This is a genomic window from Polaromonas sp. A23, from assembly GCF_002001015.1.
In the GTDB taxonomy this organism is placed as follows: domain Bacteria; phylum Pseudomonadota; class Gammaproteobacteria; order Burkholderiales; family Burkholderiaceae_C; genus Polaromonas.
Genome location: NZ_MUNO01000037.1, coordinates 89593 through 104871, shown reverse-complemented (window position 1 = coordinate 104871; position 15279 = coordinate 89593). Strand labels below are relative to the sequence as shown.

The 15279-nt window shown below is 60.3% G+C and carries 12 protein-coding genes and 1 pseudogene; 9 read left to right on the top strand and 4 right to left on the bottom strand.

All coding sequences use genetic code 11. The features are described 5' to 3' along the window. Positions 1-177 precede the first annotated feature (177 nt). A pseudogene (locus B0B52_RS17430) lies at positions 178-2094 on the top strand (propionate--CoA ligase); the annotation flags it as partial. 97 nt (positions 2095-2191) lie between these two features. On the opposite strand, the gene B0B52_RS17425 reads toward B0B52_RS17430, so the two are convergent. Further along, on the bottom strand, positions 2192-4321 hold the full coding sequence (locus B0B52_RS17425) for a tetratricopeptide repeat protein (protein ID WP_077594940.1): 2130 nt from the start codon (positions 4319-4321) through the stop codon (positions 2192-2194). Positions 4322-4406: 85 nt separating this feature from the next. Here B0B52_RS17425 and B0B52_RS17420 point away from each other — a divergent pair, with 85 nt between their 5' ends. Then, entirely contained in the window at positions 4407-5417 is a 1011-nt protein-coding gene (locus B0B52_RS17420; RefSeq protein WP_217349811.1) for a glycosyltransferase, read from the top strand. Positions 5418-5425: 8 nt separating this feature from the next. On the opposite strand, the gene B0B52_RS17415 is transcribed toward B0B52_RS17420, so the two are convergent. The 3 genes from B0B52_RS17415 to B0B52_RS17405 form a co-directional block, all read right to left on the bottom strand. Then, complete coding sequence (locus B0B52_RS17415; protein WP_077594938.1) at positions 5426-6766, bottom strand: FecR family protein; 1341 nt, start codon at positions 6764-6766, stop codon at positions 5426-5428. A 55-nt stretch (positions 6767-6821) separates the two neighbouring features. Continuing rightward, on the bottom strand, positions 6822-8153 hold the full coding sequence (locus B0B52_RS17410) for a FecR domain-containing protein (protein ID WP_077594937.1): 1332 nt from the start codon (positions 8151-8153) through the stop codon (positions 6822-6824). A gap of 81 nt (positions 8154-8234) precedes the next feature. Continuing rightward, positions 8235-9569, bottom strand: coding sequence for a porin family protein (locus tag B0B52_RS17405; RefSeq protein WP_077594936.1), 1335 nt, complete (start codon positions 9567-9569; stop codon positions 8235-8237). A 255-nt stretch (positions 9570-9824) separates the two neighbouring features. Between B0B52_RS17405 and B0B52_RS17400 the strand changes: the two genes are divergently transcribed. The 7 genes from B0B52_RS17400 to soxX all read left to right on the top strand — a co-directional run bounded on the left by B0B52_RS17400 (position 9825) and on the right by soxX (position 15235). Continuing rightward, positions 9825-10220 (top strand): helix-turn-helix transcriptional regulator, encoded by a 396-nt coding sequence (locus tag B0B52_RS17400; RefSeq protein ID WP_077594935.1) that lies wholly within the window; start codon positions 9825-9827, stop codon positions 10218-10220. An 18-nt stretch (positions 10221-10238) separates the two neighbouring features. Beyond that, positions 10239-11561: a sulfite dehydrogenase gene (gene soxC, locus B0B52_RS17395; RefSeq protein WP_077594934.1), complete on the top strand. Its 1323-nt coding sequence runs from the start codon at positions 10239-10241 to the stop codon at positions 11559-11561. After that, a complete protein-coding gene (locus B0B52_RS17390) occupies positions 11548-12678 on the top strand; it encodes a c-type cytochrome (RefSeq protein ID WP_077594933.1) in 1131 nt (376 codons plus the stop codon). The genes soxC and B0B52_RS17390 overlap by 14 nt, the downstream gene beginning before the upstream one ends. Before the next feature lie 122 nt (positions 12679-12800). Next, positions 12801-13268, top strand: a complete 468-nt coding sequence (gene soxY / locus B0B52_RS17385; protein WP_077594932.1) for a thiosulfate oxidation carrier protein SoxY — start codon at positions 12801-12803, stop codon at positions 13266-13268. A 154-nt stretch (positions 13269-13422) separates the two neighbouring features. After that, entirely contained in the window at positions 13423-13734 is a 312-nt protein-coding gene (gene soxZ, locus B0B52_RS17380) for a thiosulfate oxidation carrier complex protein SoxZ (protein ID WP_077594931.1), read from the top strand. Positions 13735-13768: 34 nt separating this feature from the next. Continuing rightward, the gene (gene soxA, locus B0B52_RS17375) at positions 13769-14566 is read left to right on the top strand and encodes a sulfur oxidation c-type cytochrome SoxA (protein ID WP_077594930.1); all 798 of its coding nucleotides are present in this window, start codon (positions 13769-13771) and stop codon (positions 14564-14566) included. Between the two features lie 24 nt (positions 14567-14590). Continuing rightward, positions 14591-15235 (top strand): sulfur oxidation c-type cytochrome SoxX, encoded by a 645-nt coding sequence (soxX, locus tag B0B52_RS17370; RefSeq protein WP_077594929.1) that lies wholly within the window; start codon positions 14591-14593, stop codon positions 15233-15235. Positions 15236-15279: the final 44 nt, after the last annotated feature.

Here is a 15279-nt window from a genome sequence, read left to right as displayed (position 1 = left end):
GAATAGCCGGAGACAAGCACAGGCTGGTGATGGACCTGGACACGGTGAAACTCGAAAACCGTTGTGGAAGAAGTTGCGCTGAGCCGTGTTGTGAGAAAAGCCGCCGAGTTGATGGCGGGCAAGGTCCGCGGACGCATCGTGGTCAAAATCTGAGCGGGTGAAAAAAACTGGAGCCAAGACATGACAAGCTACGCCGATTTCTACCGCCAGTCGATCAATGAGCCCGACGCCTTCTGGACCGAGCAGGCCAAACTGATCGACTGGCAGCAGCCTTTCACGCGTGTCTGCAATTACGACAAGCCGCCGTTTGCGCACTGGTTCGAAGGCGGCACCACCAACCTGTGTCACAACGCCGTGGACCGCCACTTGAAAGACCGGGCGGACCAGGCGGCGCTGATCTATGTATCGACCGAAACCGGCGTCGAAAAAACCTACAGCTTTACCGAATTGCACGCCGAAGTGCAGCGCATGGCGGCCAGCCTGCAGGCACTGGGGGTGACCAAGGGCGACCGTGTGTTGATCTACATGCCCATGATTGCCGAGGCAGCGTTTGCGATGCTTGCCTGCGCCCGGATTGGCGCGATTCACTGCGTGGTGTTTGGTGGTTTTGCCAGCGGCTCGCTGGCCTCGCGCATTGAAGACGCGACGCCCAAGGTCATCGTCAGCGCCGACGCGGGCTCGCGCGGCGGAAAAATCGTACCCTACAAGCCGCTGCTTGACGAGGCAATTCGCCTCTCCAGTCACAAGCCGGAGGCGGTGCTGCTGGCCGACCGCGGCCTTTCGCCCATGCAGCTGGTCGCCGGGCGCGACCAGCTGTGGTCGGATCTGCGCGCCAAACACGTGAACGACAAGGTTCCCTGCGAGTGGATGAAGTCCACCGACATCAGCTATACGATCTACACCAGCGGTACCACAGGCAAACCCAAAGGCGTGCAGCGCGACACCGGCGGTTATGCAGTGGCGTTGGCCGCCAGCATGAAACACATCTTCGACGGCCGCGCCGGCGAAACCTATTTCTCGACCAGCGACATCGGCTGGGTCGTGGGCCACAGCTACATCATTTATGGCCCGCTGATTGCCGGCATGGCCACGCTGATGTACGAGGGCCTGCCGACGCGGGGCCTGGACAAGGAGCCCGATGGCGGCATCTGGTGGCGGCTGGTGGAGAAGTACAAAGTCACGGCCATGTTCAGCGCCCCTACAGCCGTGCGCGTGCTGAAGAAGCAGGACCCGGCGCTTCTCAAGAAATACGACCTGTCCAGTCTGCGCGCGCTCTTCCTGGCCGGCGAGCCGCTGGACGAGCCGACGGCGCGATGGATCAGCGAAGGGCTGCAGGTGCCCATCATCGACAACTACTGGCAGACTGAAAGTGGCTGGCCGATTTTGACGATTGCCAATCCCGTCGAGAAAAAAGCCAGCAAGTTCGGCAGCCCGGGCATTCCGATGTACGGCTACAACGTGAAGCTGCTGCACGAGTCCACCGGTGAAGAGCTGACGCAGCCCAACGAAAAAGGCGTGGTCGTGCTGGAAGGCCCGACACCGCCCGGCTTCATGCAAACGGTGTGGAAAGACGATGCGCGCTTCGTCAACACCTACTGGAAAACCGTGCCCGGCAAGATGGTCTACAGCACTTTCGACTGGGGTATTCGCGACAAAGACGGCTATTACTTCATCCTCGGCCGTACGGACGACGTGATCAATGTGGCTGGCCACCGCCTGGGCACACGCGAGATTGAGGAAAGCATTTCCGGCCATGCGGGCGTGGCGGAAGTGGCGGTGGTCGGTGTGGCGGACACCCTCAAGGGCCAGGTCGCCATGGCGTTTGTTGTGCCCAAAGACGCCAGCGTGCTTGCCAACAGCGCCGAAGCCCTCAAGCTTGAAGGCGAAGTCATGAAACGTGTCGACCAGGATCTGGGCGCGCTGGCCCGGCCTTCGCGCGTGCGCTTTGTGTCCATGCTGCCCAAAACACGCAGTGGGAAGCTGCTGCGCCGCGCCATCCAGGCGGTATGCGAGGGCCGCGATGCAGGCGACCTGACCACCATGGACGATCCCTCGGCGCTGCAGCAGATCCGCGATCGGGTGGAAGCTGGTTGACACCAAGGACGGGTTTCTGTAAACAAAAAATGCTTCAAGCCCATATTCACCGGGCGTGGATAGCTATAAAAACAGGAGCAAATTCGCGCTCAAAACCTTAATCCGGCGGAACGTCAAAAGCTGCAGGTGGCAAGCCGGCGCGAGAGCGTTCAATCATGATGGTCCAAGCCGCTTCCAGTTCGCGGACGCGCGCCGGCAGGTTAAAAAGCGGTGCGGTGGGGATGGCCGCTTGCAACCTGGTGCGCAGGCTCTTGAGATGGCCACTGTCCTGCCCGAGCCGGATCGCCGCTTCGAGATAGGTTGCTTCGTTTTCACAAACGCAGTCCGGCAAACCAGCCGCACGGATGATGCTGCCTCCCAGCCGGGAAGCCATGCTTTTGCCTGCGCAGGTGATGGCAGGAACGCCAAGACGCAAGGCATCGACCAGGCCCTGATTTGCATTGAAACGGATGGGATCAAGAAACAGATCTGCGAGCCTGAGATCTGCCGACATTTCAAGATTGTCCGCAGACGCGGAACACCGGATCCGGTGGGGCGACATGCCGACGGCTTCTGCTTCCCGACACAGGTGGGACGCCGCAGCGCCAAAACCAGGCAGCCAAAGCACGGCATGGGGTAATGCCCGCAGGATGTCCATCCACAAGCTGAAGGTGGAGGGGTCGAGGGTGGCTGGAGAAATGACAGAGCAGAGCACAAAGGCGTCATCAGGCAGACCTGCTGCAACTCGACTCACGGCCCGTGACTCATGGCCCTCGAGCCGGGTGTCCAGCCAGCAGGTATGGGGCAGGCGAACGACCGGCCCGAAGGGATTCAGGTCCAGGCCGTCGGGATGAATAAACGTGTCCGACAGGTTGTAGTCGCAGGGCTGCGCCGGATGGTGTCGATGCCAGGTTAGCTGGCGTATCTGCACCGGCGCTACACGAAGCGCAAGAACCTCCGGGCGACACCACGGGCTGTTGAAGGCCATATCCACAAACACATCCAGCTGGTCCAGCCGCATGCGCGCCGCAGCTTCTGCATGGGTCATGTGAGCGGTTTCCACGAGGCTGGCAGCGAGCGGCGCGAGGGTGTCTTTGTGTTGAAGATTGGGGCGGCGGGTGGAGGAATAGACATGAAAAGCAAAGCGATTCCTGTCATGCAATTGCAGTTGGCGCTGGAGGGCTGAAACGGTCCGGCTGTCAGCGAGCCCGGGTACCGCCAGGCCGATCTGAATACGCTGGTCCTTGCCCCGATAAGGCTTGCGTGTCGCACTAAACGTGGGCAAGGCAGTTTGCTGACGCGCGGCGATCGCCCTTGTTGAAACTTCGCGCATCTGCGCCAGTTCGTCTTCGCGCAGTCCCAGAACGGTCCCGAAGAACTGGGCCTCCCGGAAATCTCTTGGGGTGTGATTTTCCATGCAGTCTGCGAGCATGCGACGCAGCGTCGCGGCGAGCTGCGCGCTTTCGCGCCAATCGCATGTGATGAGTGCGCTGAAAGCCTGGTCGGTGTAGAGCTGGAAGGCGTCGGTCGAGATGTCGGGTGCGGGAAGTAGACGCTTGTCGGGATCTGCCGAGGCGGCGGCCCGCTTCAAAAACGCCAGGAAATACTCTCTTTCCCCATCAGTCAGCTTTGCCTCCAGCGCGGCCGAGTCCTCGAGACGCCCACAAAAAGCCAGTGCCGCGATGCGGCGCATGCTGATGTCCAGGTGGTCCGGAAAGCGCAGGCAAGCCAATTCGAGGACGTCGAGCGATTCGCGGTAGTGGCCAGCTGCAGCGAGCAGGTCTGACAGGTTGTGGCGATAACCCGGCTCATCCGGGGCCAGAGCCACGGCTTGCTCGGCCGCCGCGACCGCTTCTACCCATCTGGACTGTGCTCCGGCGAGCAGAGCGGCGTTGGTCAGCGCGCGCACATGGGTAGGGTCCAGCGTGAGTGCTTGTCGATAGGCGGCTTCCGCCTTGGTCAGGTCGCCGCAGGCTTCCGCGGCTATGCCCAGATTGGTGGCGCCCTCGGCGCTCGCCATCAGCTCTTTTTCAAGGGTCAGTAACAGGCGGTAGGCCGCCTGCGGCCGGGACAATGCCACCAGGAGCGTGGCGCTTGCGACTGAGGTGTTCGGATCCGACGGTGCCAGCGCGCGCGCGTTTTCGAATGCGCTCAGCGCCTGCTCGAGCTGGCCTTGCGCATGGAGCGCAATACCGCGCTCCATCCAGGTGGCGTGGGGAGTGGCGTGGGGCACGACAGTCGAAGTCATGGCTGATTATGAGACAGCCGCCAACACCGCCTGCGCGACAAAGTGTCCGGGCCAGGCAGCGGATATACGGATAATGAGCAGCACCATGAACCCCGCCACGCCGGCCTCAGCCTTGTCGACCTTGCACTTGCTGGGCCAGTTCGGATCACTGTTTACCGGGGCTGAGCGCGAGCTGCTGGACATCCAGCGATTGATAGTCGGTAGGAGAGCCGTCCAGGTATGGTCGGACACGCCGGTCCATCGCGCTTATGGCGGTCGCACCATCCAAGCTATTCAGCCCTTTGCGCACCAGTTTCCCAAAGACGGCCGGCTGTGGATTGGCGGGGTGCATGTGCGTTTGGGCCCCTGGCTGAAGTACACCCGTTTCGAGCGCGTCAGCATCGCCTACAACCTGGCCAACCACGCCTTGCTGTTCAGCATGATTGAGCAGGTGCGCGACGCCACCGGGCTTGACCCTGAGCTGGTTTTTGTCTCGCAGATGTTGCAACTGAGCGTTTCCTTGCCGGGGCGCGTTGCTCACAGCCTCATGGATTTGCAGCCCATGTTTGATATGGCCTCTGCCCGGTTCGAAAAGCGCGATGCACAGACCCCGCAGAATTTTGTCGTTGGCCGGGTTAGCCGGGATTCGCTGGACAAGCACCATCCCGACGATCCGGCGCTGTACCGGATGCTTGCCAGCCAGGGGATCAAAGTGCGCATCATGGGTGGCACCTGTCTGGGGCCCGCGCTGGATGGGGTCGAGGGTGTGGAACTGTTGGCGGAGGGGGCGGAGCCTGTGTCCGACTTCTACGCGTCCTTGAACGCATTTTTCTACAGAACCGGGACATCCACCGAAGCTTATGGGCGTGTTGTGCTGGAGGCGATGGCCAGCGGTCTGCCGGTGGTGGCGCAGCGCCGCGGGGGTTATGTCGAGGCGATCGAGGAAGGGGTGTCGGGTTTCCTCATCGACTCGCAAGAGCAAGCCTACGATGTTCTGATGCGGCTGCAAGCATCGCGTGAACTGTGCACTCTGACTGGGCTGGCCGCCAGGCAGCAGGCCATGGAACTGCATGGCGAATTTACTACCGAACGCGACCTGGCTTTTCTTTTGCGCTGAGCCAGTGACTATTTTTGGAACACTGCAGCACCGGAGAAGTAACCGCCATTTGCGCTGCTATAGCCGTTATAAACAAGGCCCGCCCGCGCGGCATTGGGACCGCTGAAAAATCCCTTGATGGTTCCGTTGGATCCGCCGCTGAAGTCTTGCGGGCCTGCTCCGCTTATTGACAGGGGGCCGCTGACGGTACCGAAGCTCGTCGCCAGGGAGACGGCAATCGTGGCGGCGGCGAAATCTGCAACAAATGATGTGCTCAACAGGGTCCCGCTGGTCCCCGTGTACAAGGTCGGTGCCGTGGAACCCACCAGTGAATAGCTTGCCGACCCTGTGGTGGGCATGACAGCGGTGGGCTGGCCCGCAACGAAGTGCAGGTAATTGACCGATATGGGGGATGGTGTTACGAGATTGGCTTTGGTGCCATTGGTCCACACCCCCCAGCCAATGAAGTCATTGGTCGAGACGGCGCCCAGAAAGCCGGACGAGCCCACTGTGTTGGGCGTATAGCCGAAGGTTCCGTCGGTGAATTTGGTTACTTTTCCGTTGTCCAGCACCGTTAGTGCGCCCCCGGCCGGAACAAATGTTGAGCCGCCTGTGGTCGCGTCGTAGCTTGCGCGGACCAGCATGTTGGTGAAGCTGCCGGTCGAAGCCGGCACCGCCACCGCCGCTGCAGTGCCGCTCGTGACGATCATCGCCTTGCCTTCTTCGTTGACCTTGTCGCCGGCCACTACCGGGTCTTTTGGGGTACTTGGTGTTTCCACCTTGGCTTGCTCGCTTGTGCGCGTCGGTGGGGTGACACTATCGATCACTTTCACCGACTCACCCGCCACGAGGCCAATACAGCCGCTCTGGTTGCACACCTCGATCTTGTCCAGCTCGCTGCTGATGCCCAGTGAGCCGTCGGGGTTGTAACCCACCTTGAAGCCCGAGCCGCGGATGCCGATGGTGGCCGTGGTGGTGGTGAGCTTGTAGTTGTCGCGGTTGCGCTTGCCGATCAGGCCGGTAATGGCGCGCATGCTGCCGCGCAGTAGGTCCACCAGAAAACGGTCTTCCTTGGGATCGTTCTGGTCAACATAGTTGGCGATCTTGAACTCGGTGTTGGGCTGCAGGGAAATCAGCCCGCCGTCGGTGAACTTGACCTGGGCGCGACCGCTGCCGCCGGTGACGATGGCCTGGCCGCTGTCGATGTTGCCTCCTTTGGCCAGGGCGATAGTGCGGCCGTCGGTCTGGCGCACATTGACTTCGCCTGCAGTGAATTGCGCAACACCTGCCAAGGCGTGCGCCTGCAAGGGGTAAACGGCGGCAAGAGCCATCAACAAGACTGCGTTCTTGAGTTGAAAGTGTTGTTGCATCGTGATTGCTCTTGATGTTTGCTGAATGCGCTGGTGCGAAGCGCGGCTCAGTCCCTTACTGTTTGGTAAAGACCACGGCTCCAGTCACCACATCGCTGACGGTGAGAGATTTCTTGAAGGTCAACCCTGCGCGAGCGGCACCCGCACCAGTGAAAAATCCGTTGACGTAAGTCCCGCTGAACGAGGCGCCAACGATAGATGCTGTATCGCTGATGACGACAAATGAGGTGTCAATGTTGGCCGTCAGGCTGCCGGCGCCGAAATTGACGCTCAGGTTGGTGTTGGCGGCATTGATGGTGCCAACGGTAGTCCCGCCTCCGTTGATCCGCGTAGGGGATGTTCCCCCGGCAAATATGTATGTTGCAGTGCCGGTAGTGGGCATTTGCGAAGTGGGGCGTCCGGCAATGTAATGGAAATATTGCAGCGGGGTTACGGTGGTCGAGCCGCCGTTGACCACCTCCTTGCTGGTCTGCACCCAGCTGCCCCATCCCAGGAAATCAGGGTCGCTCACACCCCCCATGAAACCGACACCCACCGCGGCCCCGGTGGGAGCCCAAGTGGTTGATATTGCGCCCGGCTTGTTGACCTTGAGCATCTTGGCACCGTTGACCTCGAACGTGCTGGAAAGGCCGCCACCGGTGCCCAGCTCGTTGAAGGCATTGTTTGAGCTGTCAGTCGCGACACCGAGCACAGTGATGTCGGTAAAGGTCAATTCTTTTGGGGCCGGAGGCTGTGGGGGGATGGGTTGTCTTTCGCCAATCACAATGATCTCTTTTTCAGGAGGCTTGGGCATGTCGTTCTTAACCATCCCGCTCGTCCGCACAGGCGGGGTGGTGCTGTCAACAACCTTGACCGACTCCCCGGCCACCAGGCCAATACAGCCGCTCTGGTTACACACCTCGATCTTGTCCAATTCGCTGCTGATGCCCAGGGAGCCATCAGGGTTGTAGCCAACCTTGAAGCCCGAGCCACGGATGCCGATGGTGGCCGTGGTGGTGGTGAGCTTGTAGTTGTCGCGGTTGCGTTTGCCGATCAGGCCGGTGATGGCACGCATGCCGCCACGCAGCAGGTCCACCAGGAAACGGTCTTCCTTGGGGTCGTTCTGATCGACGTAATTGGCAATCTTGAACTCAGTATTGGGCTGCAGGGAAATCAGCCCGCCGTCGGTGAATTTGACTTGGGCGCGGCCAGTGCCACCAGTGACGATGGCCTGGCCGCTGTCGATGTTGCCGCCTTTGGCCAGGGCGATGGTGCGGCCATCGGCCTGGCGCACATTGACTTCGCCGGCGGTGAACTGGGCCACGCCGGCCAGCGCGTGGGCTTGCAAAGGGCAGGCCGCAGCCAGAGTGGCTAACAGGACGGCATTCAAATGGAAATCAGGTTTCATGAGCGGTGCGTTGCCGGTATTGTTCGGTGGCCGATGAAAAGCATGGTCGCATGGACAGGGTCGGCGGGTAAGGGGTGATTCTTAAAAATCCTTGCGAACCGTGACGGAGAGCACGCGTTTGGTGAAGTCCGAAATGGCAACGTTGGAGTTGTTTTTCAACAGTGACAGCTGGGGCGTGATGCGCCAGCTCACTGCCGGTACCCAGTTGATGCCCAGATTCAAGGTGGTCTGTCTGTCCCGGCGAGTAACCAGAAACAGAGGGTCAGGTCCGCCGTAGCGGCGGTGTTCGTAACCGAGGTTGGCAAACAGATCCACGTCTGCGTTGAGGGGTTGCTGCAGGCCAGCGCGCAGACCGATCAGCCGATGGCCGAGGTGGGGAACACCCGCCGCGCGCTCATCTTCAACGCCAAAGTAAGCGCCGCCAAATACCAGCATGCCGCTGCGCAGGGCCATGGCATAGGAGGTTCCCAGCACGTAGCGCTCGGCATCGCGAATATGCTGGTCCGGATAACGCAAGGTGCCCAGCTGCAGGTAGGTACTCCACTGGCTGGTGTCATCCGGCCGATAGGTCCATTCACCGACAACACCTCGCTGATCACGCGCCCTGTGGTTGTCGGCGCTATAGGTACCCACTTGAACCGCTGCCGTGAATTCGTGTTTGTCGAAGCGGTAGACCGCTCCGCCGGAAATATCGACCTGGTTGGTGTCGAAGTCGTTGTAGTCATGATTGAAACGGGCATTCCCGCTCACACTGCCGATCAGTGACAGCCGCGGGTCGATCACGTAGCGACCGGAAACCCCCGCGCCCACCGTATGGAAGTCGTCCTTTAGCTTCGTGCTTGTGGGGTTGAGTGTGAACACCAGTCCCCCAAAAGCCGGAACAGCGACATTGGCGTTGCTGGGTCCGCTGTTGATATTGCTGTCGGAGCCAATAGAAGTTTCTATGTAAGCCTTGACGGAAGACCTGGTAGCTTCTTCGTTGCGGTCGATGGCCAGCAGAAAATCATCGATTCGCCGGGCCACGTCGGCAGGAATATTTTCCCGCTTGGTTTCCTGCAGAACCTGGCGAGCTGCCTGGTTGTCCTTGAGTGCAAAAAGAGCGCGGCCCAGCTCGGCGCGGGCGCGGGCATTGGCGGGCTGGACAGTCAGGGCGCGTTCGAGGGCAAAAACGGCGCGTGTGAACTGTCCGCTGTCATTGGCTGCGATTCCGAGCACGGTGTCAAAGTCCGGGTCACCGGCGCGTTCTGCTTCAACGGGCGCCAACCGGTCAAAGGCTTGCTGTGGCTTGCCCTGTTCGATAAGCGCCAGCGATTCGCGAACCAGCGCGTCAACCTCGGAGTGTGCCGGCGCTGCCAACAAAAAAGCAGCCAAGAGGCCGGAGCCGACGATGGAAAAGTGAAATTGTTTTGGGAACATTAGTCGTAGGAATTGGTAACAACCTTAAGGTGCTAGAGGTTTTATAGCATGGTGTAGGCCGAAAGTGAGTTTTTTTCCGGTGACTTTTGGCGCTTGCTTCTTCTTAAAACCACAGCTGCAGGCTTTCGTCACTGAATGGGCTGGAATGGTGCAGGCGTCGAGCCCTTCTCGCGCCTGCTAAGGGTATGTCCCGGTACGGCCAGAGCGTGGCCCGGATTCAAATATCAGCAAATACTTATATTTGAATAATCTCCCATGAACAACATGATTCAAGCCGGTGCCAAGTCCGAACAGGGGCGGGTGTTCGAACTCGCCGCAGAGCTGTTCTCCGTACTGGCGACTCCCATGCGTCTACGGGTGCTCAGCGCCCTTTGCGAACGAGAGAAGTCCGTTAACGAGCTTCTGGCCGAGATTGACACCACCCAGCCGAATTTGTCGCAGCATCTTGCCGTGCTGTTTCGCACCGGCGTGCTGGCCAAACGCAAGGAGGGCACACAGGTCATTTACCGGGTGCAGAGCGAAAAGGCGGTTGCCCTGTGCCGCAGCGTTTGTACGCAGATTGCCATCGAACTTGACGAGCCCGGCGCACTGCCGGCGGAGCAAAGCCTTTCGCCGATTCACGCAGCGAAAGCGCATAGCTATGACATCTGAATTTCCGGTGCTGACACCATGCTGAGCCGCTTCCTTCAACGTGCCCCCGAAAATTTCCTGAACCGGGACCAGATCCAGGAGGTCCGGGCCGGGCGGCGCGGCTTTTTATCGAGCGCCATGGCCGCAGCCGCCAGTGCCATGGTGGCGGGCAGGGCCTCTGCAACCGACGACCCTGCGATTTTGAACTTGCCCGCGCATAGCAAGGGTCTGGGCCAGCCGGTGGCAGCTCGCGGCTATGGTTCGCCCAGCGAATGGGAGAAAAATCTTCAACGCCGTGAAAGCCCAGGCCTGACACGGGTGCCGCAGTCCAGCGTGAGCTTTTGCCCGCTGCAAGGCCTGTTCGGCATCATCACGCCGAGCGGCCTGCATTTTGAGCGCCACCACCAGGGCTGGTGGGACATTGATCCTTCAAAACACCGGTTGATGGTCAACGGATCGGACAACACGCTGCTCAAGCGCGCCATGGTTTTCAGCATGGATGAGTTGATGCGTCTGCCCAGCGTCAGCCGGATGCATTTCATCGAGTGTGGTGCCAACACCGGCATGGAATGGGGTAATGTGGCGGTGCCGACCGTCCAGTACACCCACGGCATGCTCAGCTGCAGCGAATTTACCGGCGTGCCGCTGCGCACCCTGCTCGAGTTGTGCGGCGCCGACTTCAGGCGCGCCAAATTTGTACTGGCAGAGGGCGCCGACGGTTCCGGAATGACGCGAACCATTCCCATGAGCATGGTGATGGACGGCCAGGTGCTGGTGGCCTATGGCCAGAACGGCGAGATGCTGCGTCCCGAAAACGGCTATCCCCTGCGTCTGGTCGTTCCCGGCGTGCAGGGCGTCAGCTGGGTCAAGTACCTGCGCCGCATCGAAGTGGGAGACATGCCCTACGCCACGAAGGACGAGTCCATTCACTACATGGACCTGATGCCCAATGGGCTGCACCGCCAGTACACCAGTATTCAGGAGGTCAAGAGCGTGATTACCTCGCCAAGCGGCGGCCAGGTTCTTCTTGACAAAGGCTTTCACACGGTCACCGGCTTGGCGTGGAGCGGGCGCGGCAAGATCAAACGGGTTGATGTTTCTGTAGACGGGGGCAAAAACTGGAAGCCGGCGCGCCTGGAAGGCCCGGTGCTGTCCAAATGCCTGACGCGCTTCAACGCAGATTTTGTGTGGGACGGCCAGCCAGCGCTTTTTCAGAGCCGCGCGGTTGACGAAAGCGGGCACATCCAGCCGACGTATGGCGAATTGCGCAAGGTGCGGGCGTCGCGCAGCATTTATCACAGCAACGCGATCCAGACCTGGGCGTTGGGGGAGAACGGCGAGGTGAAGAATGTTCAGGTCTAGCTGCGTGCAGTCAGTCCTGATTCTGGCTATTGCCTTGAGCGCCAGTGCAGCCCATGCAGACGGGCAGGCTGTTACCAGGTACTCGGGCATAGGCCGCCCGGCAACGTCGGCGGAAGTCAAGGCCTGGGACATTGACGTTCGCCCTGACTTCAAGGGCCTGCCCAAAGGGCGGGGCTCGGTGCGCCAAGGCGAAGTGGTGTGGGAGAGCAAATGTGCATCCTGCCATGGCACCTTCGGTGAGTCGTCAGATGTTTTCGCACCGCTTGCCGGAGGCACCACGGCCGAGGACATCAAGACCGGGCGGGTGGCGAACCTGATGCCGGGCGCCAACCAGCCACAGCGCACGGCCTTGATGAAGATGGCAACGCTGTCGACCCTGTGGGACTACATCAACCGCGCCATGCCATGGAACGCTCCCAAGTCGCTCAGTACCGATGAGGTTTATGCGGCGACGGCTTACATCCTGAATCTGGGCGGCATTGTCCCCGGGGATTTCACACTGTCTGACGCCAATATCCGGGACGTCCAGGAACGGCTGCCCAACCGGAAAGGGACAACGACGGCTCACGCGATGTGGCCTGGCGCTGAATTTGGCGGTACCAGCAAGCCTGATGTGCAGGGATCAGTCTGTATGCGCGACTGCAAAAAGGAAGTGATCGTCAAGAGTTTCCTGCCCGACTATGCGCGTAATGCCCATGGCCAGCTGGCTGAACAGACGCGCCTGGTGGGCGGGACCCGGGGGGCCGATACCAACCGGCCAGAACCTGAAATCTTCATGTCAAACAAGGCCTCACCCCTTATTGCACGTGCGCCAGTAGCTACTGAAAAGATAGCAAACGCGGTGTCCGGCAGCGCACCCGGTGCGGCTGTCATGCCGCTGCTTCAGAAAAACGCCTGCATAGGCTGTCACGCCATGGACGGCAAACTGGTGGGTCCGTCATTCAAGGATGTCGCCGGCAAATATAAGGGGCGCGTCGACGCGGTGAATTACCTTGCGGGCAAAATCAAGGGTGGAGGACAGGGCGTTTGGGGCAGCATGCCGATGCCGCCGCAGACCCTCAATGAGGCCGAGGCAACTCAGCTCGCCCAATGGCTGGCGCGGGAGTTTTCACCTTAGCCGTGCGAGCGCGTTTGTGGGTTGAACCACCGGTTCTTGGGAGAAGTCCCCTGTCGTTGATTCTGGTTTTTGTGTCCAATTGTTCAAGTTTCAAGTTAGTTATATCCAAAGGAGTTCAATTCATGGAACGTCGTCACTTTCTAGCCAGCGGTTCTGGCGCTACCGCGCTGGCGCTGGCCGCTTCGGCGGGGCTGGCACCGGCCCATGCGCAAACGGCAACTGCGTGGAACAAGGCCGCGTTCGAAAGCAAGTCGATGGCGGAAGCCGCCAAGGCGCTGGGCGCCACCGGCGCGCCGGTGGAAAGCAAAGATCTGATCCTGCAGGCGCCGGAAATTGCCGAAAACGGCAGCGTGGTACGTGTCGGTGCGCAAAGCAACATTGCCGGCACCACGCAACTGGCGCTGGTTGTCGAGAAGAACCCCAATGCGCTGGCCGCGCTTTTCGACATACCCGCAGGTACAGACGCCAATGTGTCCACCAACGTGAAGATGGGCCAGTCGTCCAACGTGTATGCCCTGGCCAAGGTGGGCGACAAATTTTTCTATGCGGTCAAGGAAGTGAAGGTCACCCTGGGCGGCTGCGGCGGCTAGGTTGGCTACTGCGCGGCTGTGATCCGTTGTTGCGGGCCCTGTCTGGCAATCTTCACGTACCTGAAGTACGTTCCGGTTTCCAGCCACCCCCGCCCCGGCAGACAGCCGCTTGCTGCGCCGACAAGTGTTATCTGTACAACTGAAGGAAACAAATATGTCAGAACCGATGAGAATCCGGGCCCAGGCCCAAGGCGATAAAACCACCGTGCGCGTGCTGGTCAGCCATGAAATGGAAAGTGGCCAACGCAAGGATGCTGCCGGCAAGATCGTACCCGCCTGGTTTATCCAGAACATCAGCGCCACGCACAATGGCAAGACCGTGATGAGTGCCCAGTGGGGCCCGGCGGTGTCAAAAAACCCCTTCATGCAGTTCAGCTTCAAGGGCGGCAAGGCCGGCGACAAGGTGGTAGTGAGCTGGGTTGACAATAAAGGCGACAAGCGAACCGACGAAGCAGTGGTTTCCTGAAACCCAGACAACTTAAAAGAACGAGGAGCACGCGATGAGATGGAATCTTTTGGGATGGGCGGCGGTGTGTCTGCTGCCCTTATCGGCAGCGGCACAGAAGAGCACGGCCGAGGGCATTGCCGAATACCGCGCGATGCTGGCCGACGGCAACCCTGCCGAGCTGTACGAGGCGAGGGGCGAAGCCCTCTGGAAGCAGGCACGCGGCCCCAAAAATACAAGTCTCATGCAATGCGACCTGGGCAAGGGCCCCGGTGTTGTCAAGGGCGCTTTTGTCGAGCTGCCGCGTTACTTCGCCGATACGGGCAGGGTGCAGGATCTTGAGTCCCGGCTTCTGACCTGCATGGAAAGCCTGCAGGGCTTCAGCGCAGAGGCGATTGCCAAAACACCGTTTGGCCGTGAAGAGCAAAAAACCATGGAGTCGTTGGTGGCCTTCATTTCCGGCGAGTCGCGCGGGATGAAGTTCAACCTGCCGCAGGCCCATCCGCAGGAAAAACTCATGTACGCCGTGGGTAAACAGGTGTTTTATCAGCGTGGCGGCCCTTACGACTTCTCTTGCGCGTCCTGCCATGGTGAAGACAACAAGCGGGTGCGCCTGCAGGATTTGCCCAACTTGACCAAAAATCCGGGTGCCGGCGACGGTTTTGGCGCATGGCCGGCCTACCGGGTGTCCAGCGGCGACTTGTGGGGCATGCAGCGGCGCCTGAACGATTGTTACCGCCAGCAGCGGTTTCCATTTCCCGGCTATGCATCCGACGCCACCATTGCACTGGGCGTGTACATGGGCGTGAACGGCAAGGGGGGTGTTTCCACGGCGCCCGCCCTCAAGCGTTGAACAGCACAACAGGAAGCCATTGACATGAAGAAAACCTACAAACAGGCCGCACTATTGGCCGTGAGCATGTTTCTCGCGAGTTGCGCGACCGGGCCTTCGCCGCAGGATGTGGCCGCAGCCACCGAGAAAGTACTGAAATCGTCGTTTCGCGACCAAGGTATCGCCAAAACCACCTGGCTGGACCAGGACGCCTCCAACAAGGCCTGTTCCGAAGCCCAGGGGGCGGCGCTTGACGAAAAACTGGCCAAATCCATCGAAGAGGCCAATATGAAGACCGTCAAGATGCCGTCGGACGGCAAGTTTCTGGGCGACTGGAAAGAGGGCGAAAAAATTGCCCAAAACGGCCGCGGCATGACATGGAGTGACGCCGCAGGATCTGCCAATGGTGGCAGCTGCTACAACTGCCATCAGATCAGCAAGGCGGAGTTGTCTTTCGGCTCCATCGGTCCCAGCCTCTATAACTACGGCAAGCTGCGCGGCGTCGCCGATCCGGCGGCCGCAGCCAGCAAACCCGTCGTGGACTACACCTGGGGCAAGCTCTGGAATTCCAAGGCCTACAACGCCTGTTCGGGCATGCCGCGCTTTGGCCATGCCGGTATCCTGAACGAAACCCAGTTGCGCCATGTGATGGCGCTGCTGCTTGATCCGGCGTCGCCTGTGAACAAGTGATTGATAGTCTTTTGTGCCTCTAGCCCTTATTTTTCGGGCGGAGG